This window comes from Paraburkholderia sediminicola, assembly GCF_046027355.1.
In the GTDB taxonomy this organism is placed as follows: domain Bacteria; phylum Pseudomonadota; class Gammaproteobacteria; order Burkholderiales; family Burkholderiaceae; genus Paraburkholderia; species Paraburkholderia sediminicola_B.
In genome coordinates, this window is sequence record NZ_JAQQEK010000020.1 from 124597 (window position 1) to 143935 (window position 19339).

A 19339-nucleotide genomic window follows, 5' to 3' on the forward strand; every position below is an offset into this window, starting at 1 on the left:
TCGACACTGGAGACACGCTCAATGACCGCAACGATCGGATCGAAGATCGGGCAACGGCGCCGCATTGGCCGCGGGCCGTTACAGGTGACCGGATTGGGACTCGGCACGGCGCCGCTTGGCGGCCTCTACCGCGATCTGACCGATGAAGAAGCTCACGCCACCATCGCCGCCGCGTGGGATGCCGGTGTGCGCTATTTCGACACCGCGCCGCATTATGGCAACACGAAAGCCGAGCATCGTCTGGGCGACGCCTTGCGGCGCTATCCGCGCGGCGACTATCTGCTGTCCACCAAAGTGGGCCGCCGTTTCGTGCCGCGCACCACGCCCTTCGACGACAAGGAAGGCTGGCAAAACCCGCTCCCTTTCGAAGCGATTTACGACTACACGCACGACGGCATTCTGCGGTCGTTCGAAGACAGCCAGCAGCGCCTCGGCATCGTCGAAATCGACATTCTGCTGGTGCACGATATCGGCCGTGTCACGCACGGCGACAAACATCCGCATTACTGGCGGCAACTGACCGAAGGCGGCGGTTTTCGCGCGTTGGACAAGCTACGCTCGACGGGCGCGATCAAGGCCGTCGGACTCGGCGTCAATGAAGGCAAAGTCATACTCGACGCAATGGACGAGTTCGATATCGATTGCGCGTTGCTTGCAGGCCGTTATACGCTCCTCGAACAGACCACGCTCGGCGACCTGTTGCCGGCCTGTGAAAAACGCGGCGTCAGCATCCTGTTAGGCGGCGCGTTCAATTCGGGCATTCTGGCGCGCGGCGTCGAAGGCGATCTGAAATTTAACTACGGCGAGGCGCCGCCCGAAGTGATCGAGCGCGTCGCACGGCTGGAAGCGGTGTGCCGTGCGCATGGCGTGCCGTTGGCGGCCGCCGCCTTGCAGTTTCCGTATGCGCATCCGGCGGTCGCCACCGTATTGACCGGCGCGCGCAGTGCCGACGAATTGCGCGAGAACGCCGCGTCGTTCGAGAAGCCGATCCCCGCGGCCTTGTGGTCCGCGTTGCGCGACGAAGGCTTGCTCGACAGCCGCGCACCCGCGCCAGAGGATTGAGTTGACGATGCCTATCGATGCCCACCAGCACTACTGGGATCCCGCTCGCGGCGATTACGAGTGGCTCACGCCGGAACTGAAAATCCTGTACCGGACGTTCGGCCCGGAGGATCTCAAGCCGTTGCGCGAACACGCGGGCATCGAACGGACGGTGGTGGTGCAGGCGGCGCCGACCATCGACGAAACGCGTTATTTGCTGGACCTGGCGCGGCATGAGCCGTCGATTGCCGGCGTGGTCGGCTGGGTGCCGTTGTTGCTGCCCACGGCGCCGGAGGTGATCGAAGCCTTGGCGCATGAGCCGAAGTTCAAGGGCGTGCGGCCGATGCTGCAGGATTTGCCGGACGACACCTGGATCGCGAACCCCGATCTCGCACCGGCGATCGAAGCGCTGATCGCGCACGACCTCGCGTTCGACGCGCTGATTTACGCGCGCCACGTCGAGCCTTTCGAAACCTTCGCGACGCGCTTTCCGGCGCTGCGCATCGTCGTCGATCATGGGGCGAAGCCGCCCATCCGCTATGGACGCGCGGGTTATCAAAGCTGGGCCGACGCAATCACGCGACTCGCGCAATTGCCGCACGTGCATTGCAAGCTGTCGGGCCTCGTCACCGAGGCATCGCCCGGCTGGAGCGAGGAAACGCTGCATCCGTATGTCGATCATCTGTTGAAGTCGTTCGGGCCCGCGCGCTTGATGTGGGGCAGCGACTGGCCCGTGCTCGATCTGAACGGCGACTATCTGCTCTGGCATTCGGTGGCGAACACCTTGCTTACGTCCTTGAGCGAGGGCGAGCGCGAAGCGGTTTTCGGCGGCAATGCCGCCACGTTTTATCGATTGTGATTTCTGGAAGAGACAAGCAACAGCCCATTCAACTGGAGTCGTAGATGACACAAAGACTGGCCGGCAAGACGGCCCTGATCACGGCGGCAGGACAAGGCATCGGACTCGCCACCGCCGAACTCTTCGCACGCGAAGGCGCGCGTGTGATCGCCACGGACATCCGCATCGACGGACTCGCCGGCAAGCCGGTCGAGGCGCGCAAGCTCGACGTGCGCGACGACGCGGCGATCAAGGCGCTGGCCGCTGAAATCGGCGCGGTCGACGTGCTGTTCAACTGCGCGGGCTTCGTGCACGCGGGCAATATTCTCGAATGCAGCGAAGAAGATTGGGACTTCGCCTTCGACCTCAACGTAAAGGCGATGTACCGCATGATCCGCGCGTTCCTGCCCGCCATGCTGGAGCACGGCGGCGGCTCGATCATCAATATGTCATCGGCGGCGTCGAGCGTGAAGGGCGTGCCGAACCGCTTCGCGTATAGCGCCTCCAAGGCCGCGGTGATTGGGCTGACCAAGTCTGTTGCTGCGGACTTCATCACGCGTGGTGTACGCTGTAACGCGATCTGCCCGGGCACGGTGGCGTCGCCGTCGCTCGAACAGCGGATCGTCGCGCAGGCCCAGGCGCAGGGCGCGACGCTGGACGCCGTGCAGGCCGCCTTTGTCGCGCGTCAGCCGATGGGCCGCATCGGCAAGCCGGAAGAGATCGCCGCGTTGGCGCTGTATCTCGGATCCGACGAATCGTCGTTTACCACGGGCCACGCGCATGTGATCGACGGCGGCTGGTCGAACTGATGTACGCCGACGCACGCATGACGCATGCTGAACCACGAACCGAACACCACTGAAAGGAAGTGCCAGGATGAAACTGCTTCGTTATGGGCCGAAAGGCCAGGAAAAGCCGGGCTTGCTCGACGCGCAAGGCAAGATTCGTGATTTGTCGAAAGTGGTCGCCGATATCGACGGCGCCGCGCTGACCGACGAAGGTCTCGCCAAACTGCGCGCGCTCGATCCGGCCTCGCTGCCGCTGGTCGAAGGCAATCCGCGCATGGGTCCGTGCGTCGGCAAGATCGGCAAGTTCATCTGCATCGGGTTGAATTACGCGGATCACGCGGCCGAATCGAATCTGCCGGTGCCCGCCGAGCCGGTCATCTTCAACAAGTGGACGAGCGCGATCAGCGGTCCGAACGACGATGTCGAAATTCCGCGCGGCTCGAAGAAAACTGATTGGGAAGTCGAACTCGGCGTGGTGATCGGCAAGCCGGCGAAATATATCGACGAGGCCAACGCGCTCGATTACGTCGCCGGTTATTGCGTGATCAACGACGTGTCGGAACGCGAATGGCAGATTGAAAAGGGCGGCACTTGGGACAAGGGCAAGGGCTTCGACACGTTCGGCCCGATCGGTCCGTGGGTCGTTACGCGCGATGAAGTCGCCGATCCGCAGAACCTGAGCCTGTGGCTCGAAGTGGACGGCCATCGCTATCAGAACGGCAGCACGAAGACGATGGTGTTCGGCGTCGCGAAACTGGTGTCGTACGTGTCGCAGTGCATGAGCCTGCAGCCGGGCGACGTGATTTCGACCGGCACGCCGCCGGGCGTCGGCATGGGCGTGAAGCCGAATCCGGTGTTCCTGAAGCCGGGTCAGACGATTCGTCTGGGTATCGAAGGGCTGGGCGAGCAAACGCAGAAGACTTACGCAGCGGAGTAACTGGCGCTCGCAAGCTTGACTGCATGAAGAAAGGCGGTTCCTGCATCGACAGGCAGGAACCGTTTTTTTTGCGCCGCTGCTGCTCAGCCGCGCTGTTCGGCGAGCAATCGAGTAAGCAGCGCCACTAACTGATCGATGTGCGTGTCTTCAGTGCGCCACGACGACACGCTGATGCGAAACGCCGGCCGCCCTTGCCAGACAGTCTGGCCGAACCACGTTTCGCCCGACGCCTGCGCCGCTTCGCGAATCGCGACCGTCTGCGCGTCGGTCCTTGCGCGCACCAGCACCTGGTTCAGCACGACGCGGTTCACCACTTCGAAGCCAGCGGCACGCAAACCTTCGGCGATCCGTGAAGCCTGCGCGCAATGCCGGTCGACCATCTCCTGCACGCCGCTCCGCCCAAGCGAACGCAGCGCCGCCCAGATCGGAATGCCACGCGCGCGACGCGAGAATTCGAGGTTCACGTTCTTCTGCGCGTCATGCGCGCCTGTCAGATAGACCGCGTCGCTGTTCATTGCCGCCGACAGCGCCTGCGCGTCGCGGCAGATCGCCATGGCGCCGTCGTAGGGCGTGTTGAGCCACTTGTGGCCGTCGGTGGTCCAACTGTCGGCGCCGTCGATGCCATCGGTCAGTGCCCGTTTCGACGACGCGCGTGCCCACAGACCGAAGGCGCCATCCACGTGAACCCACGCGCCGGCCGCTTTGGCGCGCGGAATCAGATCCGCGAACGGATCGAATTCGCCCGTGTTCACTTCGCCGGCTTGCACGCAGAAGATCGTCATGTCGTCGAGTGGCGGCAATTGCGCGGGGTCGATGCGGCCATGCTCATCCACGGGCGCGCTGATCACGCGCTTCATACCGAAGCCGAGCACGCGTAACGCCTTCTTCACCGTGATGTGGGCCATCTCGGAGATCACGACGCGCACCGGCGGCGCGCCGTCGAGGCCGTCGTTGTCGAAATCCCAACCCTTGCGCGCGAGCAGTGTGCGCCGCGCGGCCGCGATGCAAACGAGCGTGCACGCCGTGGCGCTGGTGCCGAAGCCGATCGCGGATTCGCGCGGCAGATCGAGCGCGTCGAGCACCCAGCGCGCCGCGATCTTTTCGAGTGTGGCCGCGACCGGCGAGTTGTCGAAGGTCGACGCGCACTGGTCCCACGCGCCCATCAGACGCTCGGCCGCCGCGGCGGCCGGCAGCACCGCGCCGATCACGAAGCCGTAATAGCGCGGATCGTTCGACGCGACGGTGCCAGGCGTTCCGTTTTCGTCAAGCAGACGCAGCACGTCGGCGGGCGCGTGGCCGTGTTGCGGGAAGGCTTCGTCGAAAGCGGCGAGTTGCGCGAGCGCGGCTGCGTCCGGAAACACCCGGCGCTTGCCGATGCCGGCAAGGTAAGCGTGCGCGCGCTGGTCGGCGTCGGCGGCGAGTGCAAGTTCGTCCATGTGGCTCCCAGAAGTATCGAGAAAATGACGGCGCGGTTGCCCGAAGAAAACCGCGTGCCTAGAGATTGGCGAGGTCGCGGCCGAGCTTCTGCAACTCGGCGTCGATCCGCTTGTAGTAGGTGAATTTGCCGATCCGCTGCGCGCGCACGAGTCCCGCATCGGCAAGGATGCGCATGTGACGCGTGGTGGTGGCGGGCGCGATGCCGAGCTTGTCGGTGATGAACGTGCAGCACACGCCGACCGTTTCGATATCGGCGTGATCCTGATACGGGAAATGCCGCGTCGGCTCTTTCAGCCAGCGCATGACGGCGAGCCGGCTGGCGTTGGCGAGCGCGTTGATGCGGGTGAGTTCGTCTGTCATGAAGCGGCACGCCGAACGGAGTTAAAGGTCGATAACGTTTCGTATATTAGCTAAATGACGAAGCGTGGACAAGCGCCTTCATGACCGCGCGATGTGCCTTATCCAAGTGACGCGCCGGCGTCAGCCCACGTGTTCGTGCTCGCCGCTCTCGCTGATCCGGTTGACCGTGCCTTGCGCGACGGCAATCAGCTTTTCGCGGTTGCCTTCCATCACATACACGTTGCATTGGCAGGTCGCCTGATGTTGACCCGCGTAGACGACCTTCGCGCGCGCGATCAGCGTGCCGTTGATGGCGGGGCGCAGGTAGTTGATCTTGTATTCCCCGGTGACGACCTTCGGCCCGAGCAGCAGCGCGCCGGCGAAGGTCAGCGCGTTGTCGGCGAGATAGCTGATGACGCCGCCATGCACGAAGCCGTGCTGCTGCCGCAGCTCGTCGCGGATCGGCAGGCTCAGCGTGAGTTCGTTGGTGCCCGTGTGCATCAACTCTGCGCCCAACAGCATGCTGAACGGCTGGGCATGCAGTGCGCCGCGCGCCCGGTCGAGGAGGTCGGTCATTGTGATTCCTTCGGGCGAGGCCCGCGGTGGCAATCTGCACTGGCCTGCGTCGTGCAGTCCCTACCCACTCTAGGAAGCGCGCACGCACCGCGTCAAGGTGAATCGCTAATTTGCGCAGCGCATTGTTGCGAGAATTGATTGCAATAGTGAAGTTGGCCGATGAAAAGGGGGCGTAAGACGATCTTTGATGGAATTGACCTCAAGCGCGGCGCGCTGATGCCGTTAACCCTGACGTAGCTCCCGTCATTCTTTGTCTTCAGGTATTCACGATGTTCAGCAAGATCAAGGTCGCATCCGGCCTGTTGTGTGTTCTGGCCGCGTTCTGCGTTTTCCAGCTTGTCACGGTGGGTTTGGGGTTCTGGTCGCTCACCCGTACTCATGACGACGTGGGTGATCTGTCGAACATCGCCCTGAAGCAGGTGGATGCGGTCAACGAAACGACCCAGCATTTGATGGACGCGCGCATCAACCTCTCGCGCGCCGGGACGCGCATGGTGCGTGGCGGCTCCGAGCCGACCGATATCGTGCAGCACGCCCGCGAACAGTTGACGGCCGCCGACCAGTCGTTCGCGGCCTTCATGAGCGCGCCGAAGACCGGCGACGAAAACGGCGCCCGCGCCGCCGCGCTCGCCGAGCGCTACAAGAAGCTGCACGACGCGCTCGCGGAACTGGTGCAGTTTCTCGATTCGAACAACATCCAGGCCTTCCTCGATCAGCCGACGCAGTCGTTCCAGGACGCGTACCTCGGCGAGTCGCACAACTTCGTGCAGTTCGGCAACGCGGCGAGCCGTGCGTCGCTCGATTCGATCGACACGCGCATGGCGACTTTCCGCGCCGTCAGCATCGTGATCCTGCTGGTGCTGGTGGCCGGCACGTTCGCCGTGTACGCGGCGCTGCGCCGTGGCGTGGTGGCGCCGCTGGAAGAAGCGGGCCGTCACTTCGACCGTATCGCGCAAGGCCGTCTCGATCAGCCGATCGCCGCGCGCGGTACCAACGAAATCGGCCGCCTGTTCTCGGGCCTCGCAAAAATGCAGGCGAGCGTGGCGCGCACGGTGCAGACCGTGCGCGAATCCGCCGACTCGATCCACCTCGGCGCCGATGAAATCGCCACCGGCAACGCCGATCTGTCGGCGCGTACGGAAAACCAGGCTGCGTCCCTCGAAGAAACCGCGTCGAGCATGGAGGAACTGACGGCTACCGTGCGCCAGAACGCCGAGCACGCGCGTGAGGCCAACGCGCTCGCCGAGACCGCGCTCGAAGCGACCTCGCGCGGCAGCGAAGTGGTGAACGAAGTGGTCGACAAGATGCGCGGCATTGCGCAGAGCTCGGACAAGATCGCCGAGATCATTTCGGTGATCGACGGCATTGCGTTCCAGACCAACATTCTCGCGCTGAATGCGGCCGTCGAAGCGGCGCGCGCGGGCGAGCAGGGACGCGGCTTCGCCGTGGTGGCCGGGGAAGTGCGCGGCCTCGCGCAGCGCAGCGCGCAATCGGCGAAGGAAATCAAAACGCTGATCAGCGAATCGGTCGCCGAGATCCAGGGCGGTTCGACGCTGGTCGAGCACGCCGGCGAAGCGATGAGCAACGTCTCCGCCTCGATCTCGCGCGTCACGCAGATGATGGCCGAGATCAGCGCGTCGTCGCTCGAACAGAGCACGGGCATCGAGCAGGTCAATCAGGCGGTGGTGCAGATGGATGAGATGACGCAGCAGAACGCGGCGCTCGTCGAAGAAGCCGCGGCGGCGGCGGCTTCGCTGCATCAGCAGACGCAGCAATTGAAACAGGCTGTTTCCGTGTTCGAAATTTCTGAATCTGTGTTGCGCACGCAACAAATCGACGATGCGCGCGGGCCGTCGGCCGATTTTTCGTTGTCCGGTATGCGCGCAATTTGAACCGCGCAAGCGCTCAAAAAGAAAACGTCAGACAAAGAAAATGGCCCGCCGAAGCGGGCCATTTTGCATTAGACGCAAGCGCCTAAGGGTGCCTCAACGTACCTGACGGTACTTAGGCCGGCTGGATGTTCGCAGCTTGCTTGCCCTTCGGGCCTTGCTTAACTTCAAACGTCACCTTCTGGTTTTCCTGCAGGGACTTGAAGCCGCTGCCTTGAACTTCCGAAAAGTGCGCGAACAGGTCTTCGCCGCCGTCGTCCGGCGTGATGAAGCCAAAGCCCTTTGCATCGTTAAACCACTTCACAGTACCTGTTGCCATTTTTAATCCAGTAAATGTTGTGTGTTGCATTCGCGACCGCTATTTCTCAACACGAGATCGAGCGCGAAGTAGGAGTTGTATCACGTCTTTATGACGGACGCCAATCAACCAGTATTCGGGTATTCCCCGGCTTCGGCCTTTTTGAGGCCTGGAAAGCAATTGGAAGGCTGTTCCCGCGGGTAGGGTAAACTGCTCGTATTACTCTTCCAGGAAAAACATTGACACATTATTTGCAAGAAGAACTTACCTCGTTCTGGAGTCGTTTGACCCCCTATCTGGCGATATTGGAGTCTAAATCACCTCAAGAAGGCGCCCCGGACCCGGTCGGCCGTATCACGGTCGATACCGAAGACCGCCAGGCTTTCGCCCTTCACACAACCGATCAGAAGCCGCACGGCGACACATCGGACACCCCCACCGGCAACAGCGCAACTTATATGCGTTTTAAATCTGCCGACAGCGGCTGGAGCCCCTGGCAGCGCGAAGAGTATTGATCGACCGGGCGGTCGGCTTTTGTGTCCGCGCCCCGTTGTGAGATCGCGGCCGGCGCTCAGCCGGCTTCGCGATCGGTCCGATCCCTAGCCGTTCTTCGGCCTTAGCCTTTGCGCCCACTGCGGCGCGTGCGCTCGTAGAAATCATTCGGCTTGGTGCGAACCCAACGGACGAAGGTGCGTACCGCCTCGTCGCTGAGGAGCGCCTCGATCGTTGCATAGCGCTGCGCCAGTTCGGCTTCCGTGAACAGCGCGTGGAGCTGGCGGTGGCAAATACGGTGTAGGGCGGCGACTTCCTTGCCGCCTTTCGTTTTCGGCACCCAATGATGCAAGTCGCGTTGGCTCACCGGGATCGGGCGACCGCAGAGCGGACAGACTTCGTCAGCCGGCGGCGGTCGATACCAAGGTTCGGCGAGTTTCTTGGCCATGGCCGGATGAATGGCTAGCGGAGTTTCAGGCGTCCGACCGGTGTTTGGCTTAGCCGGCGGCGTTCAGGCCGGCAACGCGTCGTAGGCGGTCGCGAGATGATAAGGCGTGGTCGACGGCATGTCGGCGCGCGCCACTTCACCGCTCGGCGTCTTGCATTCGAACCAGCCTTGCGGACGCAGGAAGCGCTGCTGGAACAGTTCGATCTGCCGGGGCAGCGCGGCGCGCGCCGCCGGTTCGGCGTGGCTTGCCAGCGCGCGCAGATATTCGGTTTGAGCCCAGATCCGCTGGGTCGCGTCCTTGATCCGGCCGGTTTCGTCGAGCGAGGCGTACACGCCGCCTGTTTCCCGATCCACGCCATGTTGCTGCGCGAAGCTGAACGCACGCGGCATGGCTTCGGTGAAACCGGAGCCTTCGAACAGCGCGCCCGCCTGTTTGACCAGCCAGAACCACTCGAACTGGTGACCGGGTTCCAGACGGTTGTCGTCCGCGCCGATCGGCAATTCGGCGATGCAACCCGTGGGCGCGTGCATGAAACGCTGCGCGACCGCGCCGGCAAGACGCCGCAGCGCGGCGTCGAAAGCGTTGTCGTGCGTGGCTTCGCGAGCGGCCAGCCAGGCTTCGGTCAGGTGCATCAAGGGATTCTGGATCGGCGTGCCGGTCACTTTGGCGAAGTCCGAAGTCAGCGCGGCGTTGAACAGGTCGTCTTCCGCGGCGAAGTTCGACTGAATCAGCGCCGACGTGCGATGCACGATTTCCAGCGCGTCGTGATTGCCAGAGCGCCGGGCATACTCCGCGCACGCAAACACCACGAACGCGTGCGTGTACAGGTCTTTGGCGGTGTCGAGCGGTGCGCCTTGCGCATCCACGCTGTAGAACCATCCACCGTTGCGCGTGTCCTGAAAGGTATGCATCAGCGAATCGAACAGCACCTGCGCATGGGCTGCGTCGCCCGCTTGCGAGAACACGAACAATTGCCGCGCGCAGGCCATCGCCCGGTAGCGCTCGGCGGGCAGCGGCTGATGATCCTCGGCGCTGACCGCTTCGTAGGGCAGCTTCAGTGCGGTGTTGAAACCCGGGCCGCGCCAGATCGGCAGCACCACGCCAGTGAAGTGATCGCGCAGACTGGCAGCGAGTGCGACGGTGGAAGCGGCGGGTGGGTTCATGCTCTGCATAGTCAATTGGGTCAAACAGGGTATTTCGAAGCGAAGCGGCCGCGGAGTAGTTCCGTAGCCTAAGTTTCAGTGCGGCGCCGTCGCCGGCAAACCTGCAGGTGAGCGTGGATGCTACCTGCTTTGCAAACCGGCAACCGCAAAATCAAGACAGCGATTGGCCGTGCGACCCGCGTGGCGCGTGCGGCTTAGCATAAAGCAAACGGGTCCCGCTGGCACTGCGGCGCCGGTGCGGAAAACACTTCAAATAATTTCCGATAAGGAGGAAGAACAATGCTGGGGAATCTCGAACTCATCGCCCGTCTGATGGTGGCCGCCGCGCTCGGCAGCGTCATCGGCTTCGAGCGGGAGCGGCTTTCGTGGGCCGCGGGCCTGCGTACGCACATGCTGGTGTGCGTCGGTTCGGCGCTCATCATGATCGTCTCGGCCTATGGTTTCGCCGAAGTGCTGACCGGCGACCACATCGTGCTCGACCCTTCGCGGATGGCCGCGCAGGTAGTGTCGGGCATCGGCTTTCTCGGCGCTGGCTCGATCCTGCTGCGCGGCGAGATCGTGCGTGGACTGACGACGGCGGCGAGCCTCTGGTCGGTCGCCGCCATCGGTCTTGCGGTCGGCGGCGGGCTGTACACGGCGTCGATCGCCGCGACTATCATCATTCTGATTATCCTGGCCGGCATCAAGCCGCTGGAGCGCCGCTTCATCACGGTCAAGCAACGGCGCCAACTGACGATGATCGTCGAGCGCGGCACCATGACGTTCCATTCGCTGCACGACGAACTCGGCGCCGCAAGTCCGCGCGTCAAGCAGTTCGTGATGCAGCAGAGCGAGGACGCGCCCGAGTGCGATGAAGTGGTGATCACCTTGCATCGCGTGTCGAATACGGAATATGAGGCGATCTGCGGCCGCTTGCGTCAGCTGCACGGCGTCAAGCAGTTCCGGCAGGACGACACGACTTCCTGAAAACGGAAAATCCTCGCCGAATGGCTTCGGCGGGCGCGGGCGGCCATGCGACAATGCGGTCTCGAAAAATTCCAACGGCATTGACGAGCGGTGCTCGGCGCCAGCTTTCCGGCGACGACCGCTTTTTTCTCTATGGCAGATTCCGCAGCATCCCCGCAGTCCCGGCCTCAGCGCGCCGCTTCGAAGAAGCGTCGCCAGGCCACCGTCTCGACCGAAACTGAAAACAAGCTGGCGCGCGCCGCGCGCTCGGCACAACGCCTCGCGCAACTGAGCGACGCTTCCCGCGACGACAGCACGCTCGACCTGTTCCCCGACGATCCCACCCGCGCCACGCTGGAAGCGATGAATATCGATATCCGGCAAGGTACGCTGCATGGTTTCGAATTACCCGATGTAGTGTTGGCCGCGGTCGGCGCGATCGATGCGGGCGACAACGCGTTGGTGGACGCGCGGGCAGCGCGCCGCGCGCCACGCGCTGCGAAGTCCGATGACCAGCCGGTGCCGGTTAACGCGCTATTGAGTGGGCTCGAAATCGAGCCGCTGGTGGCGACGGCTTCGGCGGCCGGCGAAGTGGGTTTGGGTGACGCGAAGGCGGCGGACTCGGCCACTGCCATTGAAGAAAAATCAGCGGTATCGGCGCGTGATGCATCGGCGCCGCTTACGCCCGCGATGGCGGCGGCGACCGTGGCGCGCAGCGTGACGGCGCTGCGCCAGGCGTCCGAACCGGGGGCGGCAACTGACGCTGCGACGGCGCCGGCTTCAGGCGGTGGCAAGCTGCCGCAACGCTTCGCGGCGACTTTTGCCAAAGCGGCCTCGGCTTCGGTTTCGGCTTCGCAAGAACCGGCCGCAGTCGCGGCCGGCGTGGCGGACACGACGAGCGCAACGGGTGAAGCCGCGTCCGCACAGTCGGACACTGCTACTGAAGATTCGAAGCCGGGCTTGGCGGCGTCGACGAATTCATCGGCGTCCGCACAGGCTAACGCCGCGTTCGCCACACCGTGGCGGGAAGCCCGACGCGCTGAAGCGGCTGCGGCGGCGCTGCGCGCCGCGCCGGAACTCGATCGCGCGCGCGCAACCGCCTTCGCCGATACCGTCGACGCGCTCTATGGCGTGATCGCCGATCAGCGCCGCGCCGCGACCGATCATTCGCGACGCATGAAATGGATGCTGTCGATCGTAGTGGGCGCGTTGCTGGTGACGGTCGCCATCGGCATCACGCAAACCGTGCTGCTGATGCGCCTCACGCGCGAGACCACCGCCCAGCAGCACCGCATCGAACAGATGATGCAAAACCAGCAGGCGGCGATGGCCAGTTTGCTCGACACCCACATGGCGATGGCGAACGCAGCCGCCGCCAGTGCCGCTTCCGACGCGGCCGCGGCAGCGCCCGCCGCGCCTCAGCAAACCGCCGCCACGCCGGCGCATGCCAGGCGCACCGGGCGAGCGCAGCACGTGCATAAGCCGAAAGTGGTTACCCCGCACTGACAGTCAGTGAGCGCCGCGCCGGCAGCAAGCCGGCCGCGGCGATCCACTCGGCACTCGCCGGCTTGCGTTCCCCGCTTGCCAACGTCCGCTCGCCAACCGTCACTCGCCAACCGCCAACCGGCCGCCAACGCTTCTCCCGCTCCCACTCATTTCGCCGGATAGACGCCGTAAGGCGCCGCGCATTTCCGCCACGCCGCAACGCAAGCCCCGCGTTCTACACTCTCAATGCTGTTGCGAAGCCGGACCGGATACGCCAGCGCATCTTCTGACGGGAGCCACCATGCCGACTAGCCAACACAAATATTCCATCGAGGAGCTGTTGGGCGCACTTCTGCGCGATCAGGGCATCCACGAGGGTCACTGGGCGCTGAACGTCGAGTTTTCAGCGACGGGCGCCGCCGTCAAACCGCAAGACGATCCGGCGCGGACGCTGCCGGGGCTGATCGTGTCGGTGAATAGCGCGACGCTGATGCGCGCGGACAGCACGGCGGCAGGCGCCGTCGACGCCGCCCTGGTCAACCCGCGCAAGGCCGCGGCGAGCCCGAAGCCCATGCGCAGCAGAAAGCCGGTGCCGACCACGCTGCAATAGGCCAGCCCTTTTGACCCTGAAATTAAAAAACAGGGACGTTGTCATGATGCGACGCAACATGTGAAAAATAGCCTGCGACAACGCACCACACCGAAAAATTGCTGCATTGCACTAGCTTTTGCCTAGGGAAAACCCTATACTTCTTCTTAAGGGAAAACCCTAGCAAATGCAGTAACTAACCGGGAGTCGCCATGAGCTTCATTTTTGCATTGTTCCAAAAGGTCAGCGACCTCTTTGCGTCGCCTCATCTGCCGCTGGATGCGGACTACTCGTACGCAGCGCGTAGCCGCGAAGCAGAACGCGTGCGCAGAGCACAAGCTACGTTGTTCGGCGTCAAGCTGAGCGACTAAAAAGCAAAGTCGTACCGGCCTAAGCGCGGAGCAACCGCGCACGGGCGCGCATGTCGCGTGCGCATCGCATCACCATTGAAGCCACAGTTCGCGAAGCGCGTACCGTGGCTTTTTGTTTTTTCGGACGCTTTCCCGTCGCCAGGGCTTGTCTCCGAATATTTCCCAGCCGAAATGAATGTAACGGCGCCTGAAACTTGGCCGTAGAACCCGCGTGCTCCAGTCACGGCGCATGGCTTTGTAGATAGGGCACGACGGGCCAAATGCGCTTTGGCCATCCGTCCCTTTCTATGAAATGTGCGCTTACAAGTGCTCACGTCTTCATGCGGTTTGCGCCGCTAAAGTTGGTCTCAAGCGTACGGCGTCTGGTTCGAGCCTGAAATTGCAGGTTCAGGTCGATCTCGAGTACGGACGCTGGCTTGATACAAAACTTTGATGGGAGGTCACTATGAAAACCTTGAACAAGACATCGCGTTCGATCATCGCAACCTTGCTGGCGGGCGGCGCGTTGCTCGCGGCCGGCAGCGCATTTGCCCAGGAACGCGTGGTCGTGGAAAACGGTCCGGGACCGGCGGTCTACGGCCAGCCGCACATGATGCCGGTGGGCGTGTCGATCAATATCGGCTGGCACGGCGATCGTTACTATGACGGCCATCGCTACTGGGCTCATGACGACTGGATGCGCCATCATCCGCACGACTACGATCCGCATCACCACGACGAACATCGTCCGCCGCAGCGCTATTAATCCGCGCGTGACGACGCCGCAAGACGCGGCGTCGGCGTGAAGTCCACAAAGCCGGTCCTTCCTCGCGGAAGACCGGCTTTGTCACGTTCGTTCAGGCGTAGGCGCCCAGTCGTTGTGCGAAGCGCCGCGCGCATTCAAGGCCGAATGCCGTTGGCGCGATGCCGCGATCGTACTGCACATCAAAGCCCATTCTCCATGCAGCGATCCGTTTGCCGTAGCACGTCAGCGAGTCTAGCGACTGCATGACGAACACAATGGACGGCAGTACTTCTGCATACAGCGCCTCCGCGTGCGCCTCGTCTCCAGCAACAAAAGCTCGCTGGATAGCGACCTGCCTGTCGAAGGTATCCGGTGCAACGATCAGGCCGGCGCAACCCGCGCGCAGATTGTCGATGATCTCCTGACCGCCGCGTCCGTTGAATACGGGCAGGGGTGTCCCGAGTGCGTGTAACTGGTCAATGGTGTGACGGATCGCAATCGCGGGTCCTTCGCCTTTGAGCCATCGGAAATTGTCGCGTTGGCGCGCGAGTTCAACGATCGACTCCGCGGACAGTCCAACGCCGAGATACTCTGGCGCGTTTTGTATTCCAACCGGAGCACGCACGCGCTTCATCACGTCAGCGAAAAAATCGAAATAGAACGATTCGGGCTGATTACGCGCGGAAGGCGGTTGCAGGATCAGCCATGACGCGCCACGCGTCACAGCGTAATCGGCAAGCGCGGCCTGGGCGTCAACGGTGTCGCCCGTGATCGTGACGGCGAGTGGCACGCGCGCATTGATGTCAGTGCTGGCCCAGTCGATCACATGACGCTTCTCTTCGAGCGACATGCGATTCACTTCGGTCGCGAGCCCGAGGATCACAATGCCCGGCGCGCCTGCGCGAATCGTGGTATCGACCTGCGCGCGCATTGCGTTTCGATCGAGCTGATTGCGCGAGTCGAAATACGCGTACAGGACGGGCCAGATCCCGCCGGGAGGAAGTGTATCGTTCGCCGTCATTTGACTGTTTCCTTATCAACGGGCACTAGTGCGAGTCGCGCGGCACAGGTGCGCCGCTCGATCCGACGAGGAAGTCGAGATCCGCGCCCTGATCCGCTTGCAGCACGTGCTCGACGTAGAGCTTGTAGTAGCCGCGTTTGGGCGCCTCCGGTGGCTGCCATGCGGCGCGCCGGCGCGCGAGTTCTTCGTCGGTGACATCCAGATGTAGGCGGCGTGCTTCGACGTCCAGTTCGATCATGTCTCCGGTCTGCACGAACGCGAGCGGCCCGCCCGCAGCCGCTTCCGGCGAGACGTGCAGCACGACCGCGCCATATGCCGTTCCGCTCATGCGGCCGTCCGAGATGCGGACCATGTCGGTGATGCCTTTTTCAAGCACTTTCTTTGGCAGCGGCATGTTACCCACTTCAGCGAAACCCGGGTAACCCTTCGGCCCCGCGCCCTTGAGCACCATGATGCAATGCTCGTCAATATCGAGCGAATCGTCATCGACTTTGGCGTGCAGCTCTTCGACGTTCTCGAACACCACCGCACGACCGCGATGCTTGAGCAACGCCGCTGTGGCCGCCGACGGCTTGATCACCGCGCCGTTCGGCGCAAGATTGCCCTTGAGCACCGCGATGCCGGCCTTCGGCTTGAACGGTTCGGCGAACGTCGTGATGACCTTCTCGTCGTGATTCGGTGCGTTGCGTACGTTGTCCCAGATGGTCTTGCCGTTGACGGTCAACGCTTCTTTATGCAAGAGCCCTTGCTCGCCGAGTTGCTTCAACACGGCGGGCAGACCACCCGCATAGTAAAAGTCCTCCATCAGATATTCGCCCGATGGTTGCAGGTTCACGAGACACGGCACGTTCGAACCCAACTCCCAGTCTTCAAGCGATAACTCCACGCCAATCCGCTTGGCCAGCGCGATCAGGTGAACGACCGCATTGGTCGAGCCGCCGATCGCCGCATTCGTGCGGATCGCGTTTTCAAAGGCCTGGCGCGTGAGGATTTTGTCCATAGTCAGGTCTTCGCGAACCATGTCGACGATGCGCCGTCCGGCGAGATGCGCGAGCACCTGGCGGCGCGCATCGACCGCCGGAATCGCCGCGTTGTGTGGCAAGCCCATGCCGAGCGATTCGACCATCGACGCCATCGTCGACGCCGTGCCCATCGTCATGCAATGACCGCGCGAGCGGTTCATGCACGACTCGGCTTCGGTGAATTCTTCCTGCGTCATCGTGCCGGCGCGCACTTCCTCGGACATCTGCCAGACACCTGTTCCCGAGCCGATGTTTTTGCCACGAAACCGGCCATTAAGCATCGGGCCGCCGGAAACCGCGAGCGCGGGCAGATTGCACGACGCCGCGCCCATTAGCAACGCGGGCGTGGTCTTGTCGCAACCCACAAGCAGAATCACGCCGTCCATGGGATTGCCGCGAATCGACTCCTCGACATCCATCGAGGCCAGATTGCGAAACAGCATCGCGGTAGGGCGCAGATTGGATTCACCAAGTGACATCACCGGAAACTCGAGCGGCAAGCCGCCTGCTTCATGCACGCCTTTCTTCACGTACTCCGCGAGTTCGCGAAAGTGCGCGTTGCACGGCGTGAGTTCCGACCACGTATTGCAGATGCCGATCACCGGACGTCCGTCGAATTCGTCGTGTGGGATGCCCTGATTTTTCATCCACGAGCGGTGGATAAATCCATCCTTGTCGGTCCTGCCGAACCAGCTTTGCGAACGGAGCTTGCGCATGTCCTGTCTCCTGGAAACCTTCGTGATGAGGTTATGCCTTATCTATTGAATCATCCTGGCGCGAGTCATGCTCGTATTCTGAGCTTCATTGGCCGTGTCTTGATGGTAATCAATGAACGGGCATTGCGCAGCCCAAGCCTCGCGATCGCATCTACGGCCGCGCCGACGGCAATCGCAATACAGCCCCTGTCCGGCCAATAGAGACGGTCGGCGTGTCGAGCCAAAATTGACGATAATGTTCCGAAGGACCGATTGCGGGTCGTGCTCCGTCGTCGGAGACGCCGCTGAATCTAAAAGAAAACATGAGACGACTGCTCCTCGCTGCGTTCGCAGCCACCTCTTTCATGACTTGCGTTCATGCGCAAAGCAACGCGTCCGGCCCGCTCGTCACGCCCTCGGGCAACCTGCAATTCGTGCGCGTCGACCACGATTTCGTGGGGATGCTCGACAAGGAGATTTTCGATCGCTTCGGCGCGAACACGCTCACGCATTTCGATGACGTTGGCAGCGCAGATGACACCGTCACGCGCACGCTCGTGCAGACTGATTCCGGCCCGGTGCTGTACGACTTCCGCCACCATCCACCACTTGTGCAGCGCATGGGTAAGCGCATGACGGTCAAGCGCGTGTTCTGGCAAGGCGATGAAGTCGTGATGCAAAGCTCGCAAGGCTGGTTCCGATTCCAACGCGGCGTGCTGACGAAACTCCAGGCATCTACGACGACGTACCATTGATTGCACGCGCACCCCGAACACACGCTCGCCAGCGATGACATCCGTCGCCTCTCGAAGAGAAACACGCCTCGCTCTCGACACCGCTGAGAGTCTGAAAAATCACGTACACCTGGAGCATCGGATGCCGCAGGCGATGCATGCTCAGCGGCCCGCGCCGCTCTGCGGTATAAATGCCGTCTCGCCCCATTCGCAAGGCCCCAAAACCCCCATGCCCCACTACTTCTACGACCCCGCCACCGGCCATGGCCTACCGCACGATCCGTTCAAAGCCATCGTCGCCCCGCGTCTGATCGGCTGGATTTCCTCGCGCGACACCGCAGGCACCTTGAACCTCGCGCCCTATAGTTTCTTCGGCGCGTTCGCTACCTTTCCGGCGATCATCGGCTTCTCCAGCGAAGGCCGTAAAGACAGCGTCGCCAACATCGAAGCCACTGGCGAATTCGTCTGGAACCTCGCTACCAAACCCCTTGCGGAGCAGATGAACCGCTCGTCGGCGCCAGTCCCGCCGCACGTCGACGAATTTGAACTCGCGGGCCTCACGCCCGCGCCGGGCCGCAACGTGGCCGTGCCGCACGTCGCCGAATCGCCGGCGGCGCTCGAATGCAAGCTGCTGCAAGTGGTGCGTCTGCATACGCTCGACGGCACGCCGATGGACAACTACCTGTCGCTCGGGCAGGTAGTCGGCGTGCATATCAACGAGGCGTATCTGAAAGACGGCCTGTTCGACACCCACGCCGCGCAGCCGATCATGCGTGCCGGCTACCGCGCCGACTACGCGGAAATCGGCGACATGTTCCAGATGTTCCGCCCGACCGCATAAACGCTGCGGGGTTTGAACAGCAACATGTCGCGCGGCGCGAGGCGGCGCGACATCCACGGCATCGCCTCCGAATCGCGCCAAAGCAAAAAACAGAGCCCGCACACTGGCCCGCTTGATGCTTGCAACCGACGCTCCAACGCGTCGTTTTCAACTGCCGGCTCACTCGCGAGGAGCGCGATCATGTCCACCGAATTCGCCACGCAATTCAGTCATGTCCGTCCGCAAGACACGTCCTATGAGGATCAGGGCTTACGCGACTTTTTTCTCTACCGCGATTTAGGCATCGCGCAGGCGACCGGCGGCAAGGTGCTCGCGCAACTCGTCAAGGCGAATCACGCACCAGAGCAAGGCACCGGCTGGCACCGTCATGAGGCCGATTTCCACATTGTGATCATGTTGAAGGGCTGGGCGCGCTTCATGTATGGCGACAAGGAGACGCTCGTCGCCGCCGGCGATTGCGTGCATCAGGCGCCGGGCATCGTCCACTATCTGTTCGATTACTCGGAAGATATGGAGTACATCGAAATCGTCTCGCCGGCCGATTTCAAATCGATCGAAGTTGAGGGGCCGTGCGAGGTGCCGGCCGTGACGCCTTGGAAGAGCGTCGCCGCTTAGTAGAAACTGACAGCGGCTGCCTGCTTGAGTAGTGCGAGTACTACGCAATC

22 protein-coding genes are annotated in these 19339 nt (G+C 62.7%); 14 read left to right on the forward strand and 8 right to left on the reverse strand.

What is annotated here, in order from left to right:
• Positions 1-21 precede the first annotated feature (21 nt).
• The 4 genes from PQR42_RS29380 (at position 22) to PQR42_RS29395 (ending at position 3604) form a co-directional block, all read left to right on the forward strand.
• Positions 22-1062 carry an aldo/keto reductase gene (locus PQR42_RS29380; protein WP_408219534.1) on the forward strand — a complete coding sequence of 347 codons (1041 nt, stop codon included), beginning with the start codon at positions 22-24 and terminating at the stop codon, positions 1060-1062.
• A 7-nt stretch (positions 1063-1069) separates the two neighbouring features.
• Positions 1070-1900, forward strand: coding sequence for an amidohydrolase family protein (locus PQR42_RS29385; RefSeq protein ID WP_408386990.1), 831 nt, complete (start codon positions 1070-1072; stop codon positions 1898-1900).
• Positions 1901-1944: 44 nt separating this feature from the next.
• Positions 1945-2688 carry an SDR family oxidoreductase gene (locus tag PQR42_RS29390; RefSeq protein WP_408219540.1) on the forward strand — a complete coding sequence of 248 codons (744 nt, stop codon included), beginning with the start codon at positions 1945-1947 and terminating at the stop codon, positions 2686-2688.
• A 67-nt stretch (positions 2689-2755) separates the two neighbouring features.
• Positions 2756-3604 (forward strand): ureidoglycolate lyase, encoded by an 849-nt coding sequence (locus PQR42_RS29395; RefSeq protein WP_012428702.1) that lies wholly within the window; start codon positions 2756-2758, stop codon positions 3602-3604.
• 83 nt (positions 3605-3687) lie between these two features.
• Here the strand turns inward: PQR42_RS29395 and PQR42_RS29400 are convergent, their stop codons facing one another.
• The 3 genes from PQR42_RS29400 to PQR42_RS29410 all read right to left on the reverse strand — a co-directional run bounded on the left by PQR42_RS29400 (position 3688) and on the right by PQR42_RS29410 (position 5956).
• Positions 3688-5040 (reverse strand): pyridoxal phosphate-dependent decarboxylase family protein, encoded by a 1353-nt coding sequence (locus PQR42_RS29400; protein WP_408386989.1) that lies wholly within the window; start codon positions 5038-5040, stop codon positions 3688-3690.
• 58 nt (positions 5041-5098) lie between these two features.
• Positions 5099-5401: an ArsR/SmtB family transcription factor gene (locus tag PQR42_RS29405; RefSeq protein WP_106281679.1), complete on the reverse strand. Its 303-nt coding sequence runs from the start codon at positions 5399-5401 to the stop codon at positions 5099-5101.
• Positions 5402-5521: 120 nt separating this feature from the next.
• Positions 5522-5956: a PaaI family thioesterase gene (locus tag PQR42_RS29410; protein WP_408386988.1), complete on the reverse strand. Its 435-nt coding sequence runs from the start codon at positions 5954-5956 to the stop codon at positions 5522-5524.
• 269 nt (positions 5957-6225) lie between these two features.
• Here PQR42_RS29410 and PQR42_RS29415 point away from each other — a divergent pair, with 269 nt between their 5' ends.
• Entirely contained in the window at positions 6226-7848 is a 1623-nt protein-coding gene (locus PQR42_RS29415) for a methyl-accepting chemotaxis protein (protein ID WP_408219553.1), read from the forward strand.
• Between the two features lie 112 nt (positions 7849-7960).
• Here the strand turns inward: PQR42_RS29415 and PQR42_RS29420 are convergent, their stop codons facing one another.
• Positions 7961-8164: a cold-shock protein gene (locus tag PQR42_RS29420; protein ID WP_007178724.1), complete on the reverse strand. Its 204-nt coding sequence runs from the start codon at positions 8162-8164 to the stop codon at positions 7961-7963.
• Positions 8165-8382: 218 nt separating this feature from the next.
• Between PQR42_RS29420 and PQR42_RS29425 the strand changes: the two genes are divergently transcribed.
• Complete coding sequence (locus tag PQR42_RS29425; RefSeq protein ID WP_132383548.1) at positions 8383-8658, forward strand: hypothetical protein; 276 nt, start codon at positions 8383-8385, stop codon at positions 8656-8658.
• A gap of 101 nt (positions 8659-8759) precedes the next feature.
• Here PQR42_RS29425 and PQR42_RS29430 read toward each other — a convergent pair whose 3' ends face one another.
• Together PQR42_RS29430 and PQR42_RS29435 are read right to left on the reverse strand one after the other, a co-directional pair.
• Complete coding sequence (locus PQR42_RS29430) at positions 8760-9083, reverse strand: HNH endonuclease (protein ID WP_408219559.1); 324 nt, start codon at positions 9081-9083, stop codon at positions 8760-8762.
• A gap of 63 nt (positions 9084-9146) precedes the next feature.
• The gene (locus tag PQR42_RS29435; protein WP_408387017.1) at positions 9147-10256 is read right to left on the reverse strand and encodes an AGE family epimerase/isomerase; all 1110 of its coding nucleotides are present in this window, start codon (positions 10254-10256) and stop codon (positions 9147-9149) included.
• A 270-nt stretch (positions 10257-10526) separates the two neighbouring features.
• On the opposite strand from PQR42_RS29435, the gene PQR42_RS29440 reads away from it, so the two are divergent.
• The 5 genes from PQR42_RS29440 (at position 10527) to PQR42_RS29460 (ending at position 14382) form a co-directional block, all read left to right on the forward strand.
• Positions 10527-11213 carry an MgtC/SapB family protein gene (locus tag PQR42_RS29440; protein ID WP_408386987.1) on the forward strand — a complete coding sequence of 229 codons (687 nt, stop codon included), beginning with the start codon at positions 10527-10529 and terminating at the stop codon, positions 11211-11213.
• A gap of 132 nt (positions 11214-11345) precedes the next feature.
• Positions 11346-12698 (forward strand): hypothetical protein, encoded by a 1353-nt coding sequence (locus PQR42_RS29445; RefSeq protein ID WP_408386986.1) that lies wholly within the window; start codon positions 11346-11348, stop codon positions 12696-12698.
• A 280-nt stretch (positions 12699-12978) separates the two neighbouring features.
• The gene (locus tag PQR42_RS29450; protein WP_408219568.1) at positions 12979-13287 is read left to right on the forward strand and encodes a hypothetical protein; all 309 of its coding nucleotides are present in this window, start codon (positions 12979-12981) and stop codon (positions 13285-13287) included.
• A gap of 191 nt (positions 13288-13478) precedes the next feature.
• On the forward strand, positions 13479-13637 hold the full coding sequence (locus tag PQR42_RS29455) for a hypothetical protein (protein ID WP_408219571.1): 159 nt from the start codon (positions 13479-13481) through the stop codon (positions 13635-13637).
• A gap of 445 nt (positions 13638-14082) precedes the next feature.
• Positions 14083-14382, forward strand: a complete 300-nt coding sequence (locus PQR42_RS29460) for a hypothetical protein (protein WP_408386985.1) — start codon at positions 14083-14085, stop codon at positions 14380-14382.
• A gap of 91 nt (positions 14383-14473) precedes the next feature.
• Here the strand turns inward: PQR42_RS29460 and PQR42_RS29465 are convergent, their stop codons facing one another.
• Both PQR42_RS29465 and PQR42_RS29470 read right to left on the reverse strand, forming a co-directional pair.
• Positions 14474-15382, reverse strand: coding sequence for a dihydrodipicolinate synthase family protein (locus tag PQR42_RS29465; RefSeq protein ID WP_408386984.1), 909 nt, complete (start codon positions 15380-15382; stop codon positions 14474-14476).
• A 25-nt stretch (positions 15383-15407) separates the two neighbouring features.
• Positions 15408-17120: an IlvD/Edd family dehydratase gene (locus PQR42_RS29470; RefSeq protein WP_408386983.1), complete on the reverse strand. Its 1713-nt coding sequence runs from the start codon at positions 17118-17120 to the stop codon at positions 15408-15410.
• 302 nt (positions 17121-17422) lie between these two features.
• Between PQR42_RS29470 and PQR42_RS29475 the strand changes: the two genes are divergently transcribed.
• The 3 genes from PQR42_RS29475 to PQR42_RS29485 all read left to right on the forward strand — a co-directional run bounded on the left by PQR42_RS29475 (position 17423) and on the right by PQR42_RS29485 (position 19289).
• Complete coding sequence (locus tag PQR42_RS29475) at positions 17423-17854, forward strand: hypothetical protein (RefSeq protein ID WP_408205388.1); 432 nt, start codon at positions 17423-17425, stop codon at positions 17852-17854.
• 208 nt (positions 17855-18062) lie between these two features.
• Positions 18063-18674 carry a flavin reductase family protein gene (locus PQR42_RS29480; RefSeq protein ID WP_408205387.1) on the forward strand — a complete coding sequence of 204 codons (612 nt, stop codon included), beginning with the start codon at positions 18063-18065 and terminating at the stop codon, positions 18672-18674.
• A gap of 180 nt (positions 18675-18854) precedes the next feature.
• Positions 18855-19289 carry a cupin domain-containing protein gene (locus PQR42_RS29485; RefSeq protein WP_132383565.1) on the forward strand — a complete coding sequence of 145 codons (435 nt, stop codon included), beginning with the start codon at positions 18855-18857 and terminating at the stop codon, positions 19287-19289.
• Positions 19290-19339: the final 50 nt, after the last annotated feature.

What these genes read in the sequence shown, in the direction of transcription:
- PQR42_RS29380 (WP_408219534.1), top strand. Translation starts at nt 22, where the DNA reads ATGACCGCAACGATCGGATCGAAGATCGGGCAACGGCGCCGCATTGGC.
- PQR42_RS29385 (WP_408386990.1), top strand. Translation starts at nt 1,070, where the DNA reads ATGCCTATCGATGCCCACCAGCACTACTGGGATCCCGCTCGCGGCGAT.
- PQR42_RS29390 (WP_408219540.1), top strand. Translation starts at nt 1,945, where the DNA reads ATGACACAAAGACTGGCCGGCAAGACGGCCCTGATCACGGCGGCAGGA.
- PQR42_RS29395 (WP_012428702.1), top strand. Translation starts at nt 2,756, where the DNA reads ATGAAACTGCTTCGTTATGGGCCGAAAGGCCAGGAAAAGCCGGGCTTG.
- PQR42_RS29400 (WP_408386989.1), bottom strand. Translation starts at nt 5,040, where the DNA reads ATGGACGAACTTGCACTCGCCGCCGACGCCGACCAGCGCGCGCACGCT.
- PQR42_RS29405 (WP_106281679.1), bottom strand. Translation starts at nt 5,401, where the DNA reads ATGACAGACGAACTCACCCGCATCAACGCGCTCGCCAACGCCAGCCGG.
- PQR42_RS29410 (WP_408386988.1), bottom strand. Translation starts at nt 5,956, where the DNA reads ATGACCGACCTCCTCGACCGGGCGCGCGGCGCACTGCATGCCCAGCCG.
- PQR42_RS29415 (WP_408219553.1), top strand. Translation starts at nt 6,226, where the DNA reads ATGTTCAGCAAGATCAAGGTCGCATCCGGCCTGTTGTGTGTTCTGGCC.
- PQR42_RS29420 (WP_007178724.1), bottom strand. Translation starts at nt 8,164, where the DNA reads ATGGCAACAGGTACTGTGAAGTGGTTTAACGATGCAAAGGGCTTTGGC.
- PQR42_RS29430 (WP_408219559.1), bottom strand. Translation starts at nt 9,083, where the DNA reads ATGGCCAAGAAACTCGCCGAACCTTGGTATCGACCGCCGCCGGCTGAC.
- PQR42_RS29435 (WP_408387017.1), bottom strand. Translation starts at nt 10,256, where the DNA reads ATGCAGAGCATGAACCCACCCGCCGCTTCCACCGTCGCACTCGCTGCC.
- PQR42_RS29440 (WP_408386987.1), top strand. Translation starts at nt 10,527, where the DNA reads ATGCTGGGGAATCTCGAACTCATCGCCCGTCTGATGGTGGCCGCCGCG.
- PQR42_RS29445 (WP_408386986.1), top strand. Translation starts at nt 11,346, where the DNA reads ATGGCAGATTCCGCAGCATCCCCGCAGTCCCGGCCTCAGCGCGCCGCT.
- PQR42_RS29450 (WP_408219568.1), top strand. Translation starts at nt 12,979, where the DNA reads ATGCCGACTAGCCAACACAAATATTCCATCGAGGAGCTGTTGGGCGCA.
- PQR42_RS29455 (WP_408219571.1), top strand. Translation starts at nt 13,479, where the DNA reads ATGAGCTTCATTTTTGCATTGTTCCAAAAGGTCAGCGACCTCTTTGCG.
- PQR42_RS29460 (WP_408386985.1), top strand. Translation starts at nt 14,083, where the DNA reads ATGAAAACCTTGAACAAGACATCGCGTTCGATCATCGCAACCTTGCTG.
- PQR42_RS29465 (WP_408386984.1), bottom strand. Translation starts at nt 15,382, where the DNA reads ATGACGGCGAACGATACACTTCCTCCCGGCGGGATCTGGCCCGTCCTG.
- PQR42_RS29470 (WP_408386983.1), bottom strand. Translation starts at nt 17,120, where the DNA reads ATGCGCAAGCTCCGTTCGCAAAGCTGGTTCGGCAGGACCGACAAGGAT.
- PQR42_RS29475 (WP_408205388.1), top strand. Translation starts at nt 17,423, where the DNA reads ATGAGACGACTGCTCCTCGCTGCGTTCGCAGCCACCTCTTTCATGACT.
- PQR42_RS29480 (WP_408205387.1), top strand. Translation starts at nt 18,063, where the DNA reads ATGCCCCACTACTTCTACGACCCCGCCACCGGCCATGGCCTACCGCAC.
- PQR42_RS29485 (WP_132383565.1), top strand. Translation starts at nt 18,855, where the DNA reads ATGTCCACCGAATTCGCCACGCAATTCAGTCATGTCCGTCCGCAAGAC.